16 protein-coding genes and 1 pseudogene are annotated in these 20,617 nt (G+C 44.2%); 4 read left to right on the top strand and 13 right to left on the bottom strand.

The features are described from left to right. Positions 1-40: 40 nt before the first annotated feature. The 6 genes from JOY44_RS24375 to JOY44_RS24350 all read right to left on the bottom strand — a co-directional run bounded on the left by JOY44_RS24375 (position 41) and on the right by JOY44_RS24350 (position 7,477). The gene (locus JOY44_RS24375; protein ID WP_203032116.1) at positions 41-610 is read right to left on the bottom strand and encodes a transposase; all 570 of its coding nucleotides are present in this window, start codon (positions 608-610) and stop codon (positions 41-43) included. A gap of 298 nt (positions 611-908) precedes the next feature. Then, complete coding sequence (locus JOY44_RS24370; RefSeq protein WP_171575900.1) at positions 909-2,399, bottom strand: recombinase family protein; 1,491 nt, start codon at positions 2,397-2,399, stop codon at positions 909-911. Positions 2,400-3,365: 966 nt separating this feature from the next. Next, a complete protein-coding gene (locus JOY44_RS32510; RefSeq protein ID WP_281063324.1) occupies positions 3,366-3,497 on the bottom strand; it encodes a hypothetical protein in 132 nt (43 codons plus the stop codon). A gap of 115 nt (positions 3,498-3,612) precedes the next feature. Continuing rightward, positions 3,613-5,547, bottom strand: a complete 1,935-nt coding sequence (locus JOY44_RS24360; protein WP_197985737.1) for a hypothetical protein — start codon at positions 5,545-5,547, stop codon at positions 3,613-3,615. Between the two features lie 851 nt (positions 5,548-6,398). Beyond that, positions 6,399-6,965, bottom strand: a complete 567-nt coding sequence (locus JOY44_RS24355; RefSeq protein ID WP_171572406.1) for an IS630 family transposase — start codon at positions 6,963-6,965, stop codon at positions 6,399-6,401. Next, the gene (locus tag JOY44_RS24350; RefSeq protein WP_171572405.1) at positions 6,962-7,477 is read right to left on the bottom strand and encodes a helix-turn-helix domain-containing protein; all 516 of its coding nucleotides are present in this window, start codon (positions 7,475-7,477) and stop codon (positions 6,962-6,964) included. Before JOY44_RS24350 ends, JOY44_RS24355 begins: the two co-directional genes overlap by 4 nt. Before the next feature lie 116 nt (positions 7,478-7,593). Here JOY44_RS24350 and JOY44_RS24345 point away from each other — a divergent pair, with 116 nt between their 5' ends. Next, positions 7,594-8,676, top strand: a complete 1,083-nt coding sequence (locus JOY44_RS24345) for a hypothetical protein (protein WP_242541820.1) — start codon at positions 7,594-7,596, stop codon at positions 8,674-8,676. Positions 8,677-8,756: 80 nt separating this feature from the next. Next, entirely contained in the window at positions 8,757-9,992 is a 1,236-nt protein-coding gene (locus tag JOY44_RS24340) for a PDDEXK nuclease domain-containing protein (protein ID WP_197985736.1), read from the top strand. 26 nt (positions 9,993-10,018) lie between these two features. On the opposite strand, the gene JOY44_RS24335 is transcribed toward JOY44_RS24340, so the two are convergent. Both JOY44_RS24335 and JOY44_RS24330 read right to left on the bottom strand, forming a co-directional pair. Continuing rightward, complete coding sequence (locus JOY44_RS24335) at positions 10,019-10,984, bottom strand: ParB/RepB/Spo0J family partition protein (protein ID WP_171575897.1); 966 nt, start codon at positions 10,982-10,984, stop codon at positions 10,019-10,021. A 2-nt stretch (positions 10,985-10,986) separates the two neighbouring features. Then, the gene (locus JOY44_RS24330) at positions 10,987-11,742 is read right to left on the bottom strand and encodes a ParA family protein (RefSeq protein ID WP_171575896.1); all 756 of its coding nucleotides are present in this window, start codon (positions 11,740-11,742) and stop codon (positions 10,987-10,989) included. A gap of 198 nt (positions 11,743-11,940) precedes the next feature. On the opposite strand from JOY44_RS24330, the pseudogene JOY44_RS33045 reads away from it, so the two are divergent. Both JOY44_RS33045 and ltrA read left to right on the top strand, forming a co-directional pair. Then, a pseudogene (locus JOY44_RS33045) lies at positions 11,941-12,691 on the top strand (IS1 family transposase). Positions 12,692-13,211: 520 nt separating this feature from the next. Beyond that, positions 13,212-14,507, top strand: a complete 1,296-nt coding sequence (gene ltrA, locus JOY44_RS24310; protein ID WP_171574412.1) for a group II intron reverse transcriptase/maturase — start codon at positions 13,212-13,214, stop codon at positions 14,505-14,507. A gap of 310 nt (positions 14,508-14,817) precedes the next feature. Here ltrA and JOY44_RS24305 read toward each other — a convergent pair whose 3' ends face one another. The 5 genes from JOY44_RS24305 to JOY44_RS24285 form a co-directional block, all read right to left on the bottom strand. Further along, positions 14,818-16,179, bottom strand: a complete 1,362-nt coding sequence (locus JOY44_RS24305) for a hypothetical protein (RefSeq protein ID WP_171575895.1) — start codon at positions 16,177-16,179, stop codon at positions 14,818-14,820. A gap of 250 nt (positions 16,180-16,429) precedes the next feature. Then, a complete protein-coding gene (locus JOY44_RS24300; protein ID WP_171575894.1) occupies positions 16,430-17,257 on the bottom strand; it encodes a hypothetical protein in 828 nt (275 codons plus the stop codon). A 39-nt stretch (positions 17,258-17,296) separates the two neighbouring features. Then, a complete protein-coding gene (locus tag JOY44_RS24295; RefSeq protein ID WP_203032115.1) occupies positions 17,297-18,406 on the bottom strand; it encodes an acyltransferase family protein in 1,110 nt (369 codons plus the stop codon). Positions 18,407-18,461: 55 nt separating this feature from the next. Beyond that, entirely contained in the window at positions 18,462-19,370 is a 909-nt protein-coding gene (locus JOY44_RS24290; protein ID WP_171575892.1) for a phytanoyl-CoA dioxygenase family protein, read from the bottom strand. Positions 19,371-19,408: 38 nt separating this feature from the next. Further along, complete coding sequence (locus JOY44_RS24285) at positions 19,409-20,608, bottom strand: glycosyltransferase family 4 protein (RefSeq protein ID WP_171576237.1); 1,200 nt, start codon at positions 20,606-20,608, stop codon at positions 19,409-19,411. Between the last annotated feature and the right edge of the window lie 9 nt (positions 20,609-20,617).

Here is a 20,617-nt window from a genome sequence, read left to right as displayed (position 1 = left end):
CAAGAGGCTAAAGCAGCGGCAATTCCCTGTGCTTAGTATGCTAAACGGAGGGATGTCCAGAGGCACCTTGGCTTCCACGGCTCAAGTTCGCCTTTCTCAACCAGGACCGAATCGTTTCACCTTTAATGCCTGTCAGTTTCGCAACTTCGGTAGAACTTTTGCCCGCTAAGTAAAGCTGGATACAATGCTCCTTCTCCTCCTCTGAGTATCGTTTCTGTCCTCTGCCAATACCAGCTTCAGCAATCCAGCTACGGATTGTTACAGCAGGAATACCTGTCCTCTCAAAAATCGCATTGGAAGAATTTCCGCGCTCATATAGCTTCAAGCAAGCTTGCTTCTCCTCCAGAGTGTATTTCCTCTCCCTCGAAATTCCAGCTTGAGCAGCCCAGAGCGTGATGGTATCAGCTGGCACATTGACTGCATCCTCAATTTCCTTGGGAGGCAATCCATTGGCATAGCTCAGTAGGCATTGTTCTTTTAGGCTGTCAGGATATTGCTCTGACAGTCCTGGCAATTTTCCAAATTCTCGAAACCATTTCCTAATGGTGCGACGCGAAGGTATATCAAGCAAATATTGAATCTCTTGAATTGAGTAGCCAAGATCAAACATCCTTAGCGCCTGCTTTTTAGTGTCCTCTGAGTAGGGATCCTCATTACTTGAAGGCATGATTGCTCCAAAATCTTTGTCTGAAGAAGCAATTTGAGCCTGGATTAGAAGACCAAGCTTTTTGTAATACGGACAACTTTGGCATTGGCTACTTAGGCCAGGTTCAGAGCAATCACACGCCTTTCGCCACTCTTGCAGTGCAATCTTCTCTGCCTTAAGGAATCGATTTACAGCAGCAGCGAAAATATCTAGAGGTAGCATAGACATCCTTTTAGAGGTCCGAAAGTAGAGGAATGTAAGTTCAAACGCTTAAATCTATGGCTACTACCTTTCCATCTACTATTAATATACGGTCAACCAATTTCCCATAAAAAATTTCACGCTCAGTTTTGGTTAATGTGTACCAAAAATTGATATTTTGAGCTTGAGGATGACGAATAATTTCCTGACTAACATTTCTAGGTTTGTTCATTTCAGTTTCAAGCACTCTATAGAGATCCCGCTTAATATTGTTTAGATCTCGATCTACTTTAGACCATGAAAGATTTTCTATATCTTGTATTTTTTTCTTGATTTCAGCTATTTTAGCTAACTCAGCCGAATCTTCTGTAGGAGCAGTGTTGCCTAGGTAAATTTCATTAGCTCTTGTAGAAATTCGATAAATAATCGCTTCCTCTATTCTCTCAAGTCTGACGTGTTCTCGACTATCGCAGTAAGTTCTTGAGTGCCCACATGCATAATAGGAATACTGTCCACTACGTTTCAGATCACAAGAACCACCGCATTTTTGACAAACTACTTTTCCAGTTAAGTAATAAGTTCTTTCAGGTTTTCCTAATTTGCCAAAAGAGGAACTTATAATTTCCTCAATCTCCTGATATTCCTCACTAGTTATCAGAGCTTGACCAGGATGGGTATTAGGAATAACATTCCACTCACTAATATCAGGATATTTTCCTTTCCTTGGATACTTCTGATAACATGTATGTCCTTGAAGAACTGGATTTCTTAACCATCGCTTTAAGCCGGATATAGTTCCAAAGATAGCTAAACCTATAACTGGTTTACTCTTTAAACCTACAGCTGGTTTACTCTTCTTTATTATTGAAGAACCAAACCTCGCGTGCATCCGCTGTAGTACTTTTGAACCCTTTCTTAGTTCTAGAAAACTCTCGACCATTTCTCGAGAAATCCTAGCTTTGCTCCAACTTAATAGCTTTAATGAATTATCTGGTTCATCTTCAAAACTCAATTCTCGATAGTTAGCTGGCCTTCCTTCTATGGGGCAGACGCAAGGGGTTGTATCAAGCTCATACTTGTTGTTAATAATTCTGTAGCCAAATGGAAATACCTGCCAGGCGATTTGGTCTTTTCTTCGCCTTTTATGAACTCGATTGATTCGTTCGATGATCGTCTTGCGCTCATAAGCGCCTAGCAGTATCTGCATATCTGCACTTAGTTCACCAGCGGCTGTGCTTAAATCTACTTCTCCCTGATTAAGCAAAAAGAGCTGTACGTCGTATTCACGTAATAGATTCTTGACAAAAAATCCCATAGAAGGGTCGCGCATCAAGCGATCCCAGGCAACCGCCTTTAAAGTACGAACCTCGCCCTGCTGAATCAATTTAATTAGTTGTTGAAATTCTGCTCTATCTGAGTTTGCGCCTGATTCAACATCACGGAAAATTTTGTCAACGCCGTGTTCCTTTAGAATATCAATTTGCCGATCTAATGATTGAGAGTAAAACTGCTCAGTTGTCGAGACACGAGCATATCCAATGGTCAGTTTCATTAGGTTGATAATAGTATCCTTGCACTATTAAACTACCAGATAATCTGCGGAGATGCTACTACAAATAGAATCCCCGCAGACTTGAGGGATACTTCTTGATAAGTTACCTTTTGAAAGAGCTGTAAACGCTTCTATCGCTACGGGTAGATTCCCTGCCCTTTGGGGCGCACGTAGTACAGCAGTCCGAATGGGCGCTGTTGAGCGGAGTCGAGCCGCAAAGCGTGTGAAGCGTAGCGAAGTAATACACCGTCCGCTTGCGGTGGTGACGTTCATTGCGTAGCCATACAAAAAATTACGTAAGGCTATATCCCTCTGTTTGGTGTTCCCGTAGCGATCACAAAAACAATGCTTAAGACGGTGTCGAGAGTTCGTGCGGGAGTAAAGACAGGGTCGACTTTTTTCTCAAAGTTGCCTTGGCTTGACTCAATCCAGCCCACATTTTTCCTGTATTGAAGCTACGTGTAGACTACCCCCTGTATACGCCGTTCAGGATCTTTGTGTCAAATACGTTAGAGACTGATTAGTACATGGGGTTTGAGTAGCACCTCAGCCAGATTGCGTGTAGCACATTCGCCAACAGCGTCGGATGATACTCAAACCCCAGAAGCTGCCATTAGGTTCAAACCAAAGAAAAATTTGCTCTCCGATGATACTTTCAGTTCCTATTTTTGCGACAGAACCGTAAACGAACGTTCACTTAATCCTCGGTAAGATTTGCATCTATGACTCATCCAACGTCTGCCTCTGCTGGTAATGTTCTAGACTTGTTAAAATGCGAGACTCAGATGAGTGCTTTTCCTCGAATTAGCCGATGGTTCTAGAACCTGTGCTTTGTCCAGATTGTGGCAGCGATGATGATCAGGAAAGGCATTGTCAACTTAACCGTTCAAAGGCTTGCTTATGGAAATCGGCTGATTTTTAGAGGCTGAAAGGCTCATTCCTTCGTGGCTTTAAGTGTGCTTATTCTCAATAAATAGGGCGAAATCCAGTTAAGTTGACAATACCGCTTGCCGCCGCTGCCGCTCCGCGCTGTTTGGGTTTACCGCCTACCACAATGGGCTTGCCCCGCTGTTCCACAGATGCGAAAAACGCATCCATATCGATGTGAATAATTTTGCGAAGAGGAGAGATACATAGTCCATCAGGGACTGTCTAAAACTCTACATCAGTTCTCTTAGAATAGCCGCCGCTTTGACTCCCCGGTTCATGCCTTCTAAGATTGCTCTTGCTCCTCCAACCAGATGTTCCATTGCGCCAACTCCATATCATCTAATTGAGCCTGACTACGCTTACCCAACAATTGCTCCAAGTGATCGCCCACCTGCTCTCGCGTCAATCCTAATTGCTGAATCTGCACCGATATAGCCGCCAGCACCCCAGATAGATCCCGTGCCGAGTCATCCAACTCCAAAGTCTCGAATAACGGTAGATTCAAGCGCTCCACCTGCAACACCCCCGGATTGATTTCAGCCCACGCGATCGCCTCCGCCATCAAAATTGGATCACCCGATTCCAAATATCGCTGCATCCGAGCAATTGGAGCTGCCTGCATTGCTTCAAGGCGGATTTGATTCACCTGTTGATCAGCCGATTGAGCCGCCGCTTGACCTAGATCGAACCAAGTTTGCAGGTCAAATAAAGGGAGTTGAATCGTGTGACCACTTCCATTAGATTCCCCTGCCCCCCATTGAGAACGTCTAGAAGTTGGACATACCTGAGCATTACCGCCTACTGAAGGTAACGGTTGCCCCAAGCGATCGCTCAAATCCCCACCTATCAATGCATTACCGCCATTATCCGGTAATAAGCTTGTAGGATTGTGCCAGTTAGATTCGTCCTCAACGCAATCTAACTGGGCATCCGTGTTTGAAGCTGGGGGGTCGGGGGGGATTTCCACAGGTTCGATTGCTTCTAGCGATAGATAGTTGGGATGCCATAAGTCCCGATGGCGATAAAGGGAGGCACCACCAATGCTGTATTGGGTAAGTGCTTGAAACCGAGCGGTGGCATGACTGGGTAAGGTGTTGTGGTTAAGTAAGTCAGCGATCGCCTGTCGAATTCGGTCTCGGGCCGCTTGAGATTGACGTTGATTCCAACTGGGTTGTTCTAGCTGGCTGACTTCAACTTTCGATTTATATTTACCATTCCCATCTCCATAGTGAAAGTAGTGACTGCCTTCAATGCACCGCGCCCATTCCTCGGCTCGTTGTTCAATTTCATGTTGATGCTGACACCACTCTTCGTAGCCGGGTAAGGATTGAGCCGTGGTGACAATCTGATCAATCAATGTCCGTCCTATCAATGGTTCACCACCCGCAAGGATGTGGTGGAAGATATAGGCACGCAGGGTAATGCGACCCAGTAGTCGATTGGTTTGTCCAGCGCCAGTCCAGCCCAGTTCAATTTCTGCATTCAGGTCATTGACAAACTTTTCAGCTTTGCCTGAGATGCGATACTGCTTGCGCTGAAATTGTTTGAGCAGTCGTTGTAGAGTTTTGCGCTCAACGGTGTTGCGTTTTTGGGCAAACTGCCAGTGTTGAACAAAGGTGCTTTGGTCACTCCAGATGGGTTGGAAGTCGGGGTCCAGTAGATAGGAGCCTGCTTGCAGAGGCAGCCGATGAGCATTGAACAGGCTGAGACTCCCTTCCAGGGCGTAGGGTCTAGGATTGGGAAATAGTTCTAGTTGTCCGCCTGTAAGGCGAAATCCAGCGTTTTCTAATAGGGTCGTGACGACGATCGCCAGTTCCCAGGTGTTTTGAGTGACTTGAAAGGGGAAGTAGAGATGAAGACCACCGCTGTAGGAACTGGTGCAGGGAACGGCATTGACGAGTCCCAAGGGTTCAAGGGCAGCGAGGATGCGGGAGACGGCAAAGCGATCTCGCTGGGGATGATAGAGGCTGCCAGCATCGATGTCGAGGATGCAGTAGTTAGTTTCTTTGCCGAAGCGTACCCCGAAGAGGGAGGAGCCTTGACGCAGGATGCGATCTGAGAGGGGATGGCGACTTTCAGTTTTCCAATCAGGTGTGTGTTCGGGTTCTGGATGGTTGGCGTAGATATAGTCGTGGCGATGCGGAAAGAGCGCGAGAAATTTATCGTCCCACTCCTGGATATATTGAAACTCTTCCGTAGTTTGACTAGCAATACGCATCCATTAGCTCCATCAGTCAGAAGAAGATGGAACAGAACCCCAAATAGCCCTATTTCACACAAAATAAACACAAAAAACTTCAGACCGACTTCTTCACTAGAAATGGGTCCTGCTAGCGTACGCATCATGCTTTTGCATAAAAACAGAGAGAGCAATCGTTCTCTCTATCACTAGGAAGCCAGAATGTAGGAGATTTTGGCGAGGCTCTGTCCCGGTTTTCTGTTATTTGAAGAAAGATGAATAAAGTTACTCATTGAGTAACAATGTTGATCCGAACTTCCAAAGAACATCCGAACTAAGAATAGAAGCAGTGTACATCGGAAAAACTTATTCGTAACATGCTGAAATCGCCTGTACGCTGGAGTTATAGGTATGTAATACGCCAAAGTTATAGGTAGTCTATACGCTGGAGTTACAGGTAAAAATGTACGCCGGAGTTACAGGCATGTCAGTTAAGAATACGCTGGAGTTACAGGTAAAAATGTACGCCGGAGTTACAGGCCTTTGAAGTGAAATTTTGAGCCTAGTGATTTTTACATCGCCTATAGGAGAAAACTATACGTCGGAGTTATAGGCTAATTTGTACGTTGGAGTTACAGGCTATTAAAAAACTATACGTCGGAGTTACAGGCTAATTTGTACGCGGGAGTTACAGGCTAAGCAGCTAAAATCATACGCCGGAGTTACAGGCTAAGCAGCTAAAATCATACGCCGGAGTTACAGGCTGTCAAAAAGCTATACGCGGGAGTTACAGGCTGATGTCCACATTTAGCAGCTTTTTAGATAAGGGTAGGTAAAAAACTCTAAATGTAGGAGCTCGACAAAGCTCATGAAAATTTTCTCATACCAATTTAAATGGTGTCAATGACAGATAGTGCATTGAGGATAAAGGGGTAGCCTGTAAGGGAAGCAATCACTTGAGGGGTTAGCTGGGCTAAGAGTTGATCAACCCTGGATTGCAGTTGGTCAAGCGTTTTGAACGCAGCCCACTTGAGATCCGCCTTGAGATGTTCCCATAAACGCTCGATAGGATTTAACTCTGGGCAGTAAGGCGGTTGAAACACCAAGATAATGTTCTCTGGCACAATAAGGTCTTTGCCTTTGTGGAACCGTCCGTTATCCACTTGCAGGATGTTGAGACTATCGGGGTAAGCCTTGGAGAACTCATCTAAGAACCATTGGTAGCATGCGGTATCGACATGGGAGAATTGCAAGAAAAAGGACTCTCCTGTGGTAGGTTCCACAGCACCGTATAGCCAGAATGCTTTGAATATCCATTGCCACGCCCCGATGGGTTTAACCCCAACTGCCGTAATTAATCGTCCGATGAGCGTGTGAAGTCCAAAGCGACTCTCATCTTGTGCGAAGTAACGAATCGGTCGCTCATCCTGGCGCACCTGCCGATAGTACTGACTCAATAAGTCGAGGTCGTCTGCGAGGTTTGCTTAAATGCCTCTCGCTGGACTCGGTTCTGCTTGATGTTTTGAGGACGGGCGACCTTGAGTTTCGCTTTGAGTCGATAGCGCGTCATCTGGTAGACCGCATGATACTCGGCTTCTACCCCTAAACTCTCTAACAGCCACTGCTGCACCTTCCCATAGCTGCTAAACCCATTGCTCGGTTCCTGCAATCGCTTGGCTAAGGCAACCTCCGCCCACATTGGAATCACCCGGTTGCCTCCTCCTGGAGTGGGTTTAACCACCAGCAATGCTTCTAATCCTTGCGCTCGGTACAGGGCTAACCATTTTTGCACCGTGCCCCGATGCCTGCCAATTGCAATCGCAATCTGACTGACACTCGGTGCGTGCGCTTGTTTGAGCCAGTACAACACTTGCAATCGCTCTTTGAGTATCGGCTGTTCAACCGCTCGCAAACGGGTGCCTAGCTCCTCGAGACTTTCTTTAATTGCGATTGCGCTTACTCCAGCCATTGTTAGACTCTCACCTCTACATCGCTCAGTTTATCTGATCTGTAATGGCTCCAATTTAATTTGGTATCAGTTCAATGCATGACTGGTACAATTTGCTCACGCTATAGGAGCGAATTGTGAGCAAGCGAAACGACACATCCTTTCCAGTAGATGGGCAACTCCTTATGGTGTTACCTAGAGCAGCAGCAGCTCTCAAGAATCCTGATGTGCAGTTGCCCATCTTGCGCTCCGATGCGGATGGATACTATTTAGAAATGCGGGTAGAAGCTGATATTGGTGATCCAAGCGAGCTAGCTGTGACTCGCCGAGTGCCTCTGGAGAATCTGTCGGCTGAAGAGTGGGAAGATCTGAAAGATCAGTACGCCAAACTTGATTTGAGGTCATGTTCTGATCAGGGAATCAGTAAAGGGCTAGAGAAAATTCAAGATCGACGGATTCAACGCTTAATTATGGCGTTGTTGACATTTCTCAATCCCCGACAGGTTTCTATTGTGCTTTATTTGTACCGATTAGCCGCGCAACAGGGGACGGGGCAGTCAGTATGTTTTCGCTCAAATGATTTGCTGGAAAGTCTAGGATATACCCGCACGAAAGACGGAGGTTTTGCTTCAAAACTGCGATCTCAACTTAATCGCGATCTGGTTGCTCTTCATCGCACAGAGCTGGTGTTGGCACAGTCCCTCCGTAAGGGGAATAACATTGGTGCCAAAGTCATGATTAAAAGCGTATTACGGATTAAAGACTACGAAATTGACAATGTTCCGCGAGATTTTGATCTGGCAAAAGCCGCAGACTACACGTATGAATTGGCAGATGCTTATACTGTGTCTCTGGAGTTCTTTGAGGGTCCCAGTCGTACAGGCGACTATGTGCTGTTTGCTAACAGCATTGATATTACCCAAAAGCTGGGCAACAACGCAAAGAGTGACTATAAAACGAAGCTACTGATTTATTTAGCAAGTCGGATGAAGTGGGATATTCCCCAAGATGGTCAGTACTTGGTGATTTCTAAGCAATACTTGTTTAAGAATTTGGATTTGCTGGGCAGCAACTCATCTCGAAATAATCAAATCTTTTGGCGAACGGTAGATGAACTCAAACAAGAAGGCTATGTTTTGGGAGCACAAGAACTGCCTGGTAAGAAAAAAGTGCCTAATATCCAATTTCAAATTAATCCTGAAAAATTGCGCTGCAATTAGTTGTGAGTTTGTTGTCAGGATTGTATGCCTTGTTGCTACAGTACATAGCGTTACTCGCATTGATGTAAGAGGGATTGAGAGTGGAATATCAACGCCTCCTGGACGGAATTGGGCAAATTAATACTTCAGCCCAAGCTGCGATCGCAAAGGCAGTTAACCAAGCCCTTACTCTACGGAACTGGCTCATTGGTGCACATATTGTTGAGTATGAGCAAAATGGTGAAGATCGAGCAACCTATGGGGAAGCCCTTTTAAGAGGTATTGCGGCTGATCTGACAGAACGCGGCTATGAGGGTTTGTCCCTCAGCAACTTGAAAAATTTCCGTAAATTTGCCCTGACTTATCCTGTATTGGCAAAAAGCCAAACACTGTCTGACTTATTTCCTTTTCCTGGGGATGCCCTAGCAAAAAGCCAGATACTGTCTGACTTATCTGAGGAATCTGAAACGAATACGTCTGGACTTGGCGTTCCCCCAGTGATTGAAGACTCGAATGATTGGACGATCCGCTTTCCTTCTCTAGAAGCACGGATTTATACAATGCAGATATTTCCCTGGCAGGACGAGCGATATTACGTACGGTTGGTGCGCAATGTCGCTTGGTCAAGTTTGATGGAACTTTGCCGGATGGATGACCCCTTAAAGCGAGCATTTTACGAGTTGGAATGCGTGAAAAGCGGTTGGTCAATCCGAGAGTTGAAGCGACAGATTAGCAGTATGCTCTATGAACGAGCTGGTTTGTCAAAGGACAAGGACGCAGTTTTGATATTGGCGCAGGAGGGGCGATTGATTGATACACCCACTACTGTCTTGCGCGATCCTTATATCCTGGAATTTTTGGGATTAGAGGAAAAGTCAGCTTATACAGAATCCGATCTTGAACAGGCATTGATAAACCATTTGCAGCATTTTATCCACGAGTTGGGACGAGATTTTTGCTTTATGGAGCGTCAGTTTCGCATTACGGTTGCTAACCGACACTACTTTCTAGATCTACTGTTTTACCATCGCCGTTTACGCTGCTTAGTTGCGATTGACCTTAAGCTGGGAGAGTTCCAGCCGGAATATGCTGGGCAAATGAATCTCTACCTAAACTACCTTAAACAAGAAGTGACTTTACCAGACGAAAACCCGCCTGTCGGAATTCTGCTTTGTTCTGAAAAGGATGCTGAGGAGGTTCACTTTGCCACCGCTGGAATGGACAATCAACTATTTGTTTCGCGCTATTTGGTGGCATTGCCTTCCGAAGCAAAGTTAAAGCAATGGCTACGTGAGGAGCAAGATCGTCTCCAATCGTTGTTTAAAGTAGAAGATTAAAAGTTCACTTCCAGTCTTCCAGTGTTTTACTCTATGAGTTTTTCTAGCTGAAGCACTAGCTTTTCTAACAGCTTACGTTTTTGAGAATCTTCCCAAACCTTCACCTGTTTCATCTTTTTATATGCCAAATTTACTCTGTTGAGTAGCTCATCCTGGTGTTGAGATGGTTTGTTAGTATTGATATAGTCACGAATTTCTCGAACGGATAGCTCTTCCTCAACTACTTTCTCTAGCAGCTTATGACGTTCGTTTTCATCTTTGAGTTGAGCGATCGCCCGTGCTTTTGTATATTCAACCTTGCCTTGCCGTAGTGATTCAAGAATGTTGTCGGGTAAGTTCAGCAACGGCAGGCGATTGCTGCGGAAGCTATCGGGAGTCAGTCTGCCAACAATGTTAAACAATCGTTCGACAATCTCCCATTGCTCACGAATAACGTTATTCGTAAGTTCGCCCCCTTGTTTCTTGATATGAGCAACTTGATTGAGAAGGGAAACAACCTCTTCACGAGAGCATTTCAGGTTAATACATAGCAGTTGCAGAATTGCCTCGGTTTCTTCGACTGGATTAAGGTCTTCTCGCTGAAGGTTTTCCAGTAGGGCAACTTGAATGGCTTCCTGCGATGTCAAATCTCGAATTACAACAGGCACTTCCGTTAAACCGACTGCTTGTGCTGCTCGATAACGGCGCTCTCCTGCCACTAATTCATAGGTGTCAGATGCCATTGGGCGGACTAACATCGGTTGTAGAATCCCATGCTGCCTAACAGAGGTAATTAGGCTCTCCATTGCTTTAGTAGAAAAGTAGCGGCGGGGTTGTCCAGCGGGAAGCTGAATTTGAGAGATCGCAAGCAAGTGATTACTTGGATACACCTCTTCTTGTCCCTCATCCCCCAGTTGGGACAAAGGCTGAGCACTATTCACGCCAACAAAATCTAAAAATTCTTCTGTCTTGTTTAAAAATTCATCAGCCATTGAAAGCCGTCGCTTTGTCATTACTACATCAGCCTCATTAGTTCTTTCACCACTGCCCGATAGGGTTTTACAAGTTTGCTATCTTTGGAGTAAATATGGATTGGCTCCCGTGCCAGATTCGACTCAGCAAATTTGACTGATTTAGGAACTGGCTCGAAAATTTGGACCCCTGGTACCATGCTCTTAAGGGTAGTTAAGGCATCTTGGGTTGTTAGGGTATTTTTCTCCGCCATTGTGGGCAACACTCCCAGAATCTGTAACTGGGGATTCACTTCCCGATTCCGAATACCTTTGATGGTCTCTAAAAGCTGTCGTAGACCTTCCAATGCAAAGAATTGGCATTGTACCGGAATTAGCACAGCATCTGCGGCAGCCAAGGCATTGATGGTTAACAACCCCAAACTGGGTGGACAGTCAATCAAGATGTGGTTAAAGCGTTGTTTCATCGGGATTAATTGGCGCTTGAGAAAGCTTGTGCTCCCCAACTCTCCCAAGATTTCTTTCTCTCCCTTCGCCAGGGATACGTCTGCTGGAAGTAAGTGTATGCCGAAGGCGGTTTCAACTAAAGCTTCATTAATATCTTGAGATTCGTCTGTCAAAACATCGTAGGCTGTTGGTTGCCCTCTTTGAATTTTGACTCCTAATCCCGTTGTTAAATTTCCTTGGGGGTCAAAATCCACAGCAAGACAATTTCCCTCTTCTGCCAACAATCCGGCTAACGCGATCGTCGAGGTGGTTTTCGCTACGCCTCCCTTCTGATTTGCGATCGCAATAATCATAAATTCCTCTAGCGTACAGCGATTTCTATTGTGAACAGTGCTTGAATTAAGCTAATTTTACAAGGCAATTCTGAATTACGAATAACGTTTTTAGATAAATTGTGATGTAATCACTCATTATTACTGTGTGTCCAGGTCGTGTTCTAGACCTGTGGGAATGCGAGAATACAGGCAGACGTCTACCCCTGAAGTTACAGCATGGTTTTGGAACCTGTTCTTTGTCCTGACTGTGGAAGCAATAACGTGGTTAAGCACGGGCGCTCTGAGGAGAGCAAGCAACGGTATAAATGTCGCAATTCGGAGTGCGGTCGCAGCACCTTCATTCGAGACTATGCTTACCCTTGGGCATTTACCTGAAGTCAAACAGCAGATTGTTGATATGGCAGTCAACGGGAGTGGCATCCGAGATACCGCACGAGTTCTGAAGATTAGTCCGACTACGGTGATTGAGGAGTTAAAAAAAAGATCGACATCTCAAAGCAGTCAATGAAGCTCGTCTAGCCCAGCTTGAACCGATTCAAACCATCGTCAAGCTGTGCCAATGGCAGGATGTTGAGGCTGAAGCGGATGAGATGTGGAGTTTTGTCCACTCCAAGCAACAGCAACGTTGGTTGTGGCACGCGATTGACCATGCAACAGGCGAAGTATTGGCGTATGTCTTGTCGAACCATCAAGACACGGCTTTTCTCGAACTCAAGTCATTGTTGGAGCCATTTGGGATTATGCAGTTCTACACGGATGGCTGGGGTGCTTATGAACGTCATCTTGACCCGGCATTGCACACGGTTGGCAAACCTACACCCAAACGATTGAACGTAAGCATCTAACGTTACGCACAAGAATTAAACGCTTAGCTCGCAAAACCATTTGCTTTTCTAAGTCCATCTGGTTACACGATGTGGTCATTGGACTGTTCATCAATCGCTATGAATTTGGCTTGCTGGTTTAGAGCTATCCACAGGTCTAGAAGACGAGTGCGCCGAGCGAAGCTCGGCTCTGCCAACCAGGGGAAGAACCTGGTCAGGGAAGCCTTGGCAAGGCACCAAGTACCGAGTGTTGCGCTGTCATCGGCAACGAGGACAGTGAAGCGTACACAGGGAGATGATGGGCTGCAATGCGAAAGCGTGAAGGGATTGAGCCCCGAAATTAGACATACACGTGGATGCCGACACAGTTCGTGTTGTGGAAGGCAAAACCAACAGAGCCAACTGCCAGGGTTCTGGAGGGTCCACCGGGGTCGGAGACCGTAGCACGTCATCAAGGTAGAGTCGGGAACTCGGGAGGTCCCATGAACTCCTCCATCGGGGGGTAGAGCCGCACAACCGGCAAACCGGAAGAACGCTCAACGATTCATGGGAAGTCGGATGTCCCCATAGTAGTGAAGAAGTGGGGTAACGCCCACGGAGCGAAGGGGGACACATTGGGTCGAACACTCGAAGGCAACATCAACCACACTCAGAGGTGGAAGTATGGTGACAACAGGAATCGAGCGGATAGCCGAACGGGCTCACAGAGAACCAGGGACTGTCTTCAGTGCCCTGATACACCACTATAGTGTGGAGAATCTGCGAGCCTGCTTTCAGTCGCTAGACAACAAAGCGCCTGGAATCGATGGAGTGACGAAAACGGAGTACGGACAGAACCTGGAGGAAAATCTACAGGGGTTGCACCGGAAACTGAACCAGATGTCGTATCGACCCCAAGCGGTACGACGAGTCGAGATTCCCAAAGAAGATGGCAGCTTGCGCCCTCTGGGAATTAGTTGCGTTGAAGACAAAATCGTTCAGGAGATGACTCGTCGGGTCTTAGAATCAATTTACGAACCGGTATTCCTCAGTAACTCCTATGGGTTTCGACCCCATAAAGGATGTCATGATGCCCTGCGGCAACTGCATCAGGAGGTCATGGGGCAACCCGTTGGGTGGATTGCAGACCTAGACCTGGCTCAATTCTTCGACACCATGCCGCACCAGGAAATCCTCAAGGTATTAGCCCTGCGGATTCGGGATAGAAGATTCCTACAGGTGATTGCGCGAATGCTCAAAGCCGGAGTCCAAACCCTAGGCGGCGTAGTACAGGATGAATTGGGTAGCCCGCAAGGCTCGATAGTCTCCCCCGTCATTGCAAATGTGTTCTTGGATTTTGTGCTAGATCAGTGGTTTACCACCATTGTGCGCCAGCACTGCCGAGGCTACTGCGCTCTGATCCGGTATGCGGACGATAGCATTGCCTTGTTTGAGTTCGAGGACGATGCTCGACGATTCATGCGGGTTCTGCCCAAGCGATTGGAGAAGTTCGGCTTGCGCCTCAATGAGGAGAAAACCCAACTTCTTCCCTGCGGCAAGCGGCAAGCGGGTCTAGCCCTCAAGTACGGGAGAAAATTCCCCAGCTTTGATTTTCTGGGGTTCACCCATTACTGGGGCAAGAGTCGCAACGGAAAAGCCCGATTAAAGCGCAAGACTTCAAAGAAACGATTTCGCCGTGCGTTAGTCACCCTCAATCAATGGTTGCAGCAAAAACGCAATGCTCATAAGCTGCCTCAGCTATGGCAAGCAATCGGGCAAAAGCTGCGCGGACACTTCAACTACTTTGGGGTCACCGACAACGGTCATGCGCTCTACCACTTTGAAGACGCAGTTCACAAGCTGGTCTTCAAATGGCTGAATCGACGGAGTCAACGACGTAGCTTTCGCTGGGAGAGCTTTCTACGCTATCTGGCGTGGCATCCTCTCCCCAGACCTGGTCGCTTAGTGTCGCTTTATTAGAGCAGGTGAATGGCTCAATGAAGAGGCTTGTGCGGGAAAACCGCAGGCAGGCTTCTGTGAGGGGGAGGTTTCCAACGATGCAAGGCTAAATCGTGTGACACTCTCGTATTCCGAAAGGGGAGAGCAACGGGGAATACAAAGCAAGCCTAAACATTGGAGGAACCCTCTCTACTCGACCCCCTGTCATTTACTAAGATGTGTCAGGCAGTCAGCTCGGAGCCTTAATGCTGTCAGCATGCCACCTTTACATTTCCTTGAATCACACTCATTTTTTAACTCTGCTATCCGCACTCTTTTTAGGATAAAAAAGTCACGTTTTTAGTTTTAATGATTTGAACTTCTTCTCATACTTCATTTCATGCCATCGTAATCCAATAAGCATCGCAATGAAAAGCATATAACCAGGTTCTTCCATTTGCGAAAAAACTAATCCAAATGAAAATACGCACAGCATTAAATACTTAGAAAAGTCATCTTGAGCAACATAGAACCAGGTTATACAAACGAGAAAAAGATAGGCAAATAGCCCAACAGGACCGTAGTCTCCCCAAATGCCAGCCCACCCAAACATTGGCGAGAACATACTCGATTGATCTCCCAACCAACTTGCCCCAGTGACTGTCCAAATTGCTCCGCTCACTTGAGATTTAGTTGCCCCTAATGGTGCCAATAAATCCCAATAAGAATCTAACATCCACCCGCCTAAACGACCGACGGTATGCCCTGGACCCAAACCAAACCACCAGTTGAGCGGAGAATGAAAATATTGAGGAACAATCCGAAACGTAGCCATCTTTAATCGAGTTGCCTCACCGTCAGGACCATAAATTTCAGGTCTAACCCAGGTATTGAAAGCAGAAAATGCTGGCACATTCTGAACACACCAAACCAGAATAATAACGCCGATCAATCCGATTACAGTAAATTTGATTGCCTCAACAACGTTTTTCAACTTTGTAAGTAAAAGCAATCCACCTGCCAACATAAAACATAGAAGCACCTGCTTTGCATCTGCCAAAAGCAGGTGCCAGAAGGTTGCAAGAAAAACCAATCCACGAACCCAAAGCGGCTGCTTGGAAGTTAACAGGAAATAAAGCCCAAAGGTCAGTGCAACTGATGCTCCAACTACATGACCTGCACCTGAACGGTAAAAGATCCCTTGAATATTATCTTCCTTACCATCAAGGCGGTAAAGCCTGAGAGCATAATTCTGAACAAAAGCTAGAAAGGTATGAAAAAAACAGAATCTCAGTATCCATGTTCGGAACCAAGTATACCGTTCAAATGTGAGCGGCAAGCTAACGATGGTCAGCAAAAGCATAAATGGCTCTGCTAACAGCACAAATCCCATGACAGCATTAATAACTCCGGCATCATTGATTAGAGCGCTAACAAAAACGACGATTAAGAATAGAAAAAGACCCAGTAAAAGTGCCTGAGACATCGCAATTTGCTTTGGGTCTTTTGTCCGAACTTTAACCACTACAATTCCACAAACAAATGGAATTGCAAAGATGTGAAGTAGATTAATAGCTCCCGGAATCTTTAATGCACTGAGACATCTAGAAAGAAAACCGCTACAAAATGCCAATAGAGCCAATGTTGAGCTATCAACAAAGCCTTTTGTACGTTCTTTCGGTTCGTATTTTGTAGGATTTACTTCTAAGTTCACGATGTTTAAGGTAAGAAACGGACTATCAAAATAAAAAATAATTTAGCAACTTGGAAAAAAATAAGCTTGAATCTCTTATAGCAATTCTCAAGCCAGTGAAGTGCAACCACATTCAGGGAGTCAAGGTAGTCAAGGAATTACGATGCACCTCAGCAAATCGAGAAATGCTGTATCTAGATGGCTCATCAATTGAGCAGTAATAAATTTTTCTATAGCTTATCTAAATTTATTCTGATTTTTTTGATACTAGTCAACAAAAAGTCTTGGCGATCGCCTTAATTTCCGGCTCAGAATCCTGCTCAGAATATAATTTTCCTGAAGCACCACTCTTACCAACAATAGTGTAGTCAGCCAAAAAAGGACTAAAGTCTTTTTTAGTTAAATTTTCATAAAAAGTGTGCTCAAGGGCATAGCTCTTGTGGTCATTCACTCGTTTATAAGCACGAACTAAATTTTTTCTGAAAAACTTAACGTTTGATTTGTAAAAAACTGTCGAAACATGATTCTGATAATTGTGTGGACCACGTCCCCTTCCTCTGCCAAAGTACACATATAAAAAACGAGCGATCACTCTTATATGTTGAGTTGGAGTTTTAGGTTGAATCTGCTCAATTCCAAACCAGGGGTCATCCTCAGGCGTAAAGGCAGGTATTTTGAAAACATTAGAAATTTCTCGATGAAGTTGCTGAATTTTATTAAACTCAGGAATAAAAAGCCGTCCTGTGATCTTATAAAAATCAACTGAATCCCTTAAATATTGGCTATTTTCAAGGGCATACTCAACAATTTTGCCCTCTCCATATCCTTTGCCATATTTTTGGGCACCATCATTGCCTTGAAAAAGAATGACTTCTAGTATTTTTCCCTGACTACTTGCAAATTCAATAATCTTTGAAAAATCATAAGGAGTATTCGTATTTTCACAAAAAACAATTGTTTTAATATTAGTTAGCTTGATCCAGGAAACCAAACCAATTAAATATTGAAGTAATCTTTCTTCCTTATCCGTAATAGATACATAGGGAGTAGCTTTTATATTGATAGACGCTGTTACAAGCAACACTTCATTGGATGACATAAAAAAACCTATTGATAAAAGACTTAATTTGCTGATGTTCTAACGTACAAGAGCTTTGAAGCCAAACCGATCGATCTGAACAGCCACACCCAACGAAATAAATAGCAAAATAATCCAGCCGATTAATCTAAATGCAATAACTTCTGGTAGACCAAATGTTTCACCCTTAAAAATAGAATGACCTGCGATCGAAAATACTTGACTAAGAATGCCATTAATACAAAAAATACCTAAGCTATATCTAGAAAGTAAATAAATAGTTGGTAATAGGATTGGACTAATTTGGTTTGATTGAATTGAGCAAGCACAGAAAAATACGATAAGAGCGCTGCCAATACAAGCAATCAACGCATATTCAAACGTGTAAAAATGACTTCCAATATTTGGAATAAGATGGGCGTATTCTAGTAAGAGTAGAAAGCTAATCGTAAAAAAAGCACCTATTTTATATTTGAAAGCTATTGAAGATGATAATTTTAATAGTGATTCATGATGGTGATATAAGAAATATCCCAAAGGCAAGTAGACAAACCAGTAAATAATAAATGGACGATCAATCTGACTTAACATATAGACCGCAGCATTGCCAAAAATTCCATTGCTATGTGCCCAAACTTTAATAGCAACGAATATCGCTATCTGTAATCCAACTATAATCAAAACATTTCTAGTCTTCTGAAACCAGACACGAGTTAATACAAAAATTGGGATTAGCTGGAGTAATATCAGTAAAAAGTAAGCTCCAATAAAAATATTTCCGGTTAGGATTTCAAGTGCAATTTTGTTTAATGAGTTTCCTTTCAGTAAATTTAGAAAAGCAGTCAAGCCAAACCAAAATGCTGTGGGAATCGCAATACGCACTAATCTTTTCTTACAAATTATCCAAGGAGAGATAGTTTTGGATTTATTCAAGTCTCTTTCAAGTAGAAAGAAAGAAATAATCAATAGAAGTGGCACACAAAATCTTAAAGGACAAGAGAGAATAAGCTCTGGAATAGCAACCGAAAAGTAAGTATCGATCGGTAAAAAAAGTGCATGAAAAAAAACTACAATACTGATATTCACTGCTTTTAGAAGATCCAAAAAAAAGATACGATTACCCTGATCTGTAGAAGTCATAAGTTTTGGATTAATAGTTCTTTGATTCATAGAGTAAAAATAGACTTTGCCAAGCTTAAAATCTTTATAAACCAAATAAAAATTTTCACTTCTCAGACCTACCACTAGCCTGAAGCAGTGATGCCTTTAGCTCACGGATAGGCTTGAGTAGTTTAGAGCTACGAAGAAACCAATTTGCCTTAAAGTTAAGTTGATTCAAGAGTGAATATTCTGGATGAGCACTGTAGCAAAGAACATCATCCATCTTTTTATAAGCAATTGGTTTTTGCTTGAATAAATTTCCAAACTGATAATGGGCCGGAATATAATGAGCCGTGATTGATTTTCTTGAAAAAGTTGGGTCAATTGTTGGTAATGAACCATGAATAGTTCTAGAGTTTAGTAGTAGAACATCCCCTTGCTTAAGAGCCGGCGCATCAATCTTTTCTGGATGGGAATCCACATAGTTTTTGATCCGTTTCAACCACTCTTCATGCGAGATGCCTGGGCGATCGCTGTGAAAGTCTAAATTGTCTGCATCAGTTGGAATCACGTAAAATCTGCCTGCTCGTTCATCAATATCTTCCAGTGCAATCCAAGCGATCGTTAAATGACCATTGGGAATGGTATCCAAATACCACCATTCTTGATGAGGAAATGTACCTGTATTGGCATCAAACATCATGCTTTGTACAAGATTAAAAGACTCATTATCAAATATCTGTTTCAAAGCAGACTGAATTTCAGCACTACACACAATACTACGAACATGTTGGCTAAATTCAGGGTAGTTGTGATAGTCGTGAATATCTAAAAAAGATTCCTTGACATAACCAAATTCAGTCAGTTCATTTTTAGAGTAAGAGTAAGTACTTTGCCGAAAGAAAGGACGAGAAGACTCTACAATATCTTGGTGATAATGAGTTAAAACACTTTGAATTAAGGAGCCTGGAATTAAATTTTTAAAAATTACATAACCCTGTTGTTCGTACTGTTCACGTTCGTTGCTGTTCATAATAGGAAATAGTTGATTGACTTAAGTTGATTGATTTATTAATTTATCGAAGAAGCGATTTCAGATTGTTTTTGAGGTTCGCGCAAGATAGAGGTGTAAATTTCCATCAATCGTCGATAGTTTTTATCGGGTGTATATTTCATTTCAAACTCAGCCCTGACTGTTTGCCGCATTTGCAACATTTCTTGAGGATGGCTCAACGCCCATTCAACCTGGGTAACGAGATCCTGAGAATCGCTTGCTTTAAAGTGCAGACCTGTCTGGTAAGGAGTGATTAATTCTGAAATCGCTCCAATGTTGGCGGCAATCACAGGCGTGCCTGTGGCAAACGCTTCCATTGCGACCCGTCCAAACGTTTCATACCATTCCGAAGGGAAAACCAAAAAGGATGCTTCTCCCATAAGTTGGTAAACTTCTTCCAAGGGCTTACGTCCTACCCATTCTAAGTTGGGAACCCGTGCTTGAGCCGCTTGCACAAGGGGTGCCATGGGACCGTCTCCCACAACTTTTAATGGAATTTTTTGCCCTAGTTGCTCCCAAGCATCTAGCATCACTCCTAACCCCTTCTCTGTTGAGAGCCGCCCAACAAACAAGGCATAGTTTCCCTGTCCCTGACCTACATCCGGTGCTGGATGGAGAGAATTGGTTTTAAATGCTAATTTTTCGCGGGGAATTCCGCCTTCCACAAATTTATTCCTGGCAAACTGGCTGTAGGCGATGAAGACATCGACTGCTTTTGACCATGTTTTGAGAAATGTGTGCAAACTGAGCATGGCAGCGACTCCCGCACTAGCAACCCGACTGTTTCGGTAACAGCCATGAATCACGCCGGGTAGTGGAATAGCTTTGCCTAAGCAATCCTCGCACACCTTACCTTCCCGAAAAAATAAACCATTAGGGCAGAGTAATCGATAGTTATGGAGTGTTTGAACGACTGGCACGCCTTCTGCTTGTGCAGCATAGTAAGCAGCGGGAGAAATGAGGGGGAAAGTGTTGTGAAAATGGACAATTTCAGGGCGAGTTTTGCGAATCGTTTGTCGTAGCTCCTGATAAACTTTCTGGTTCCAAAGGGTTTTAGCAGCAAGAACAAGAGGATTAGCACCTGCAATATCATCATTATGAAGACTATATAAATCGACGGTATGCCCTTTGGCTTCCAACATTGTTGACTCTGTTTCAAAGATACTTTCTTCTCCACCTCGCTGTTGATAGTAATTGTGAACCATTAAAACTCGCATTAAAGATCT

The sequence above is a fragment of the Leptolyngbya sp. Cla-17 genome (genome assembly GCF_016807185.1).
Taxonomy (GTDB): Bacteria; Cyanobacteriota; Cyanobacteriia; order Leptolyngbyales; family Leptolyngbyaceae; genus ULC077BIN1.
Note: the sequence above shows the minus strand (reverse complement) of the source record. Positions and strands in the feature narration are given on the sequence as shown.

What these genes read in the sequence shown, in the direction of transcription:
- JOY44_RS24350 (WP_171572405.1), bottom strand. Translation starts at nt 7,477, where the DNA reads ATGGCTGGAGTAAGCGCAATCGCAATTAAAGAAAGTCTCGAGGAGCTA.
- JOY44_RS24285 (WP_171576237.1), bottom strand. Translation starts at nt 20,608, where the DNA reads ATGCGAGTTTTAATGGTTCACAATTACTATCAACAGCGAGGTGGAGAA.
- JOY44_RS24295 (WP_203032115.1), bottom strand. Translation starts at nt 18,406, where the DNA reads ATGAATCAAAGAACTATTAATCCAAAACTTATGACTTCTACAGATCAG.
- JOY44_RS24360 (WP_197985737.1), bottom strand. Translation starts at nt 5,547, where the DNA reads ATGCGTATTGCTAGTCAAACTACGGAAGAGTTTCAATATATCCAGGAG.
- JOY44_RS24290 (WP_171575892.1), bottom strand. Translation starts at nt 19,370, where the DNA reads ATGAACAGCAACGAACGTGAACAGTACGAACAACAGGGTTATGTAATT.
- JOY44_RS24300 (WP_171575894.1), bottom strand. Translation starts at nt 17,257, where the DNA reads ATGTCATCCAATGAAGTGTTGCTTGTAACAGCGTCTATCAATATAAAA.
- ltrA (WP_171574412.1), top strand. Translation starts at nt 13,212, where the DNA reads ATGGTGACAACAGGAATCGAGCGGATAGCCGAACGGGCTCACAGAGAA.
- JOY44_RS32510 (WP_281063324.1), bottom strand. Translation starts at nt 3,497, where the DNA reads ATGGATGCGTTTTTCGCATCTGTGGAACAGCGGGGCAAGCCCATTGTG.
- JOY44_RS24375 (WP_203032116.1), bottom strand. Translation starts at nt 610, where the DNA reads ATGTTTGATCTTGGCTACTCAATTCAAGAGATTCAATATTTGCTTGAT.
- JOY44_RS24370 (WP_171575900.1), bottom strand. Translation starts at nt 2,399, where the DNA reads ATGAAACTGACCATTGGATATGCTCGTGTCTCGACAACTGAGCAGTTT.
- JOY44_RS24335 (WP_171575897.1), bottom strand. Translation starts at nt 10,984, where the DNA reads ATGACAAAGCGACGGCTTTCAATGGCTGATGAATTTTTAAACAAGACA.
- JOY44_RS24330 (WP_171575896.1), bottom strand. Translation starts at nt 11,742, where the DNA reads ATGATTATTGCGATCGCAAATCAGAAGGGAGGCGTAGCGAAAACCACC.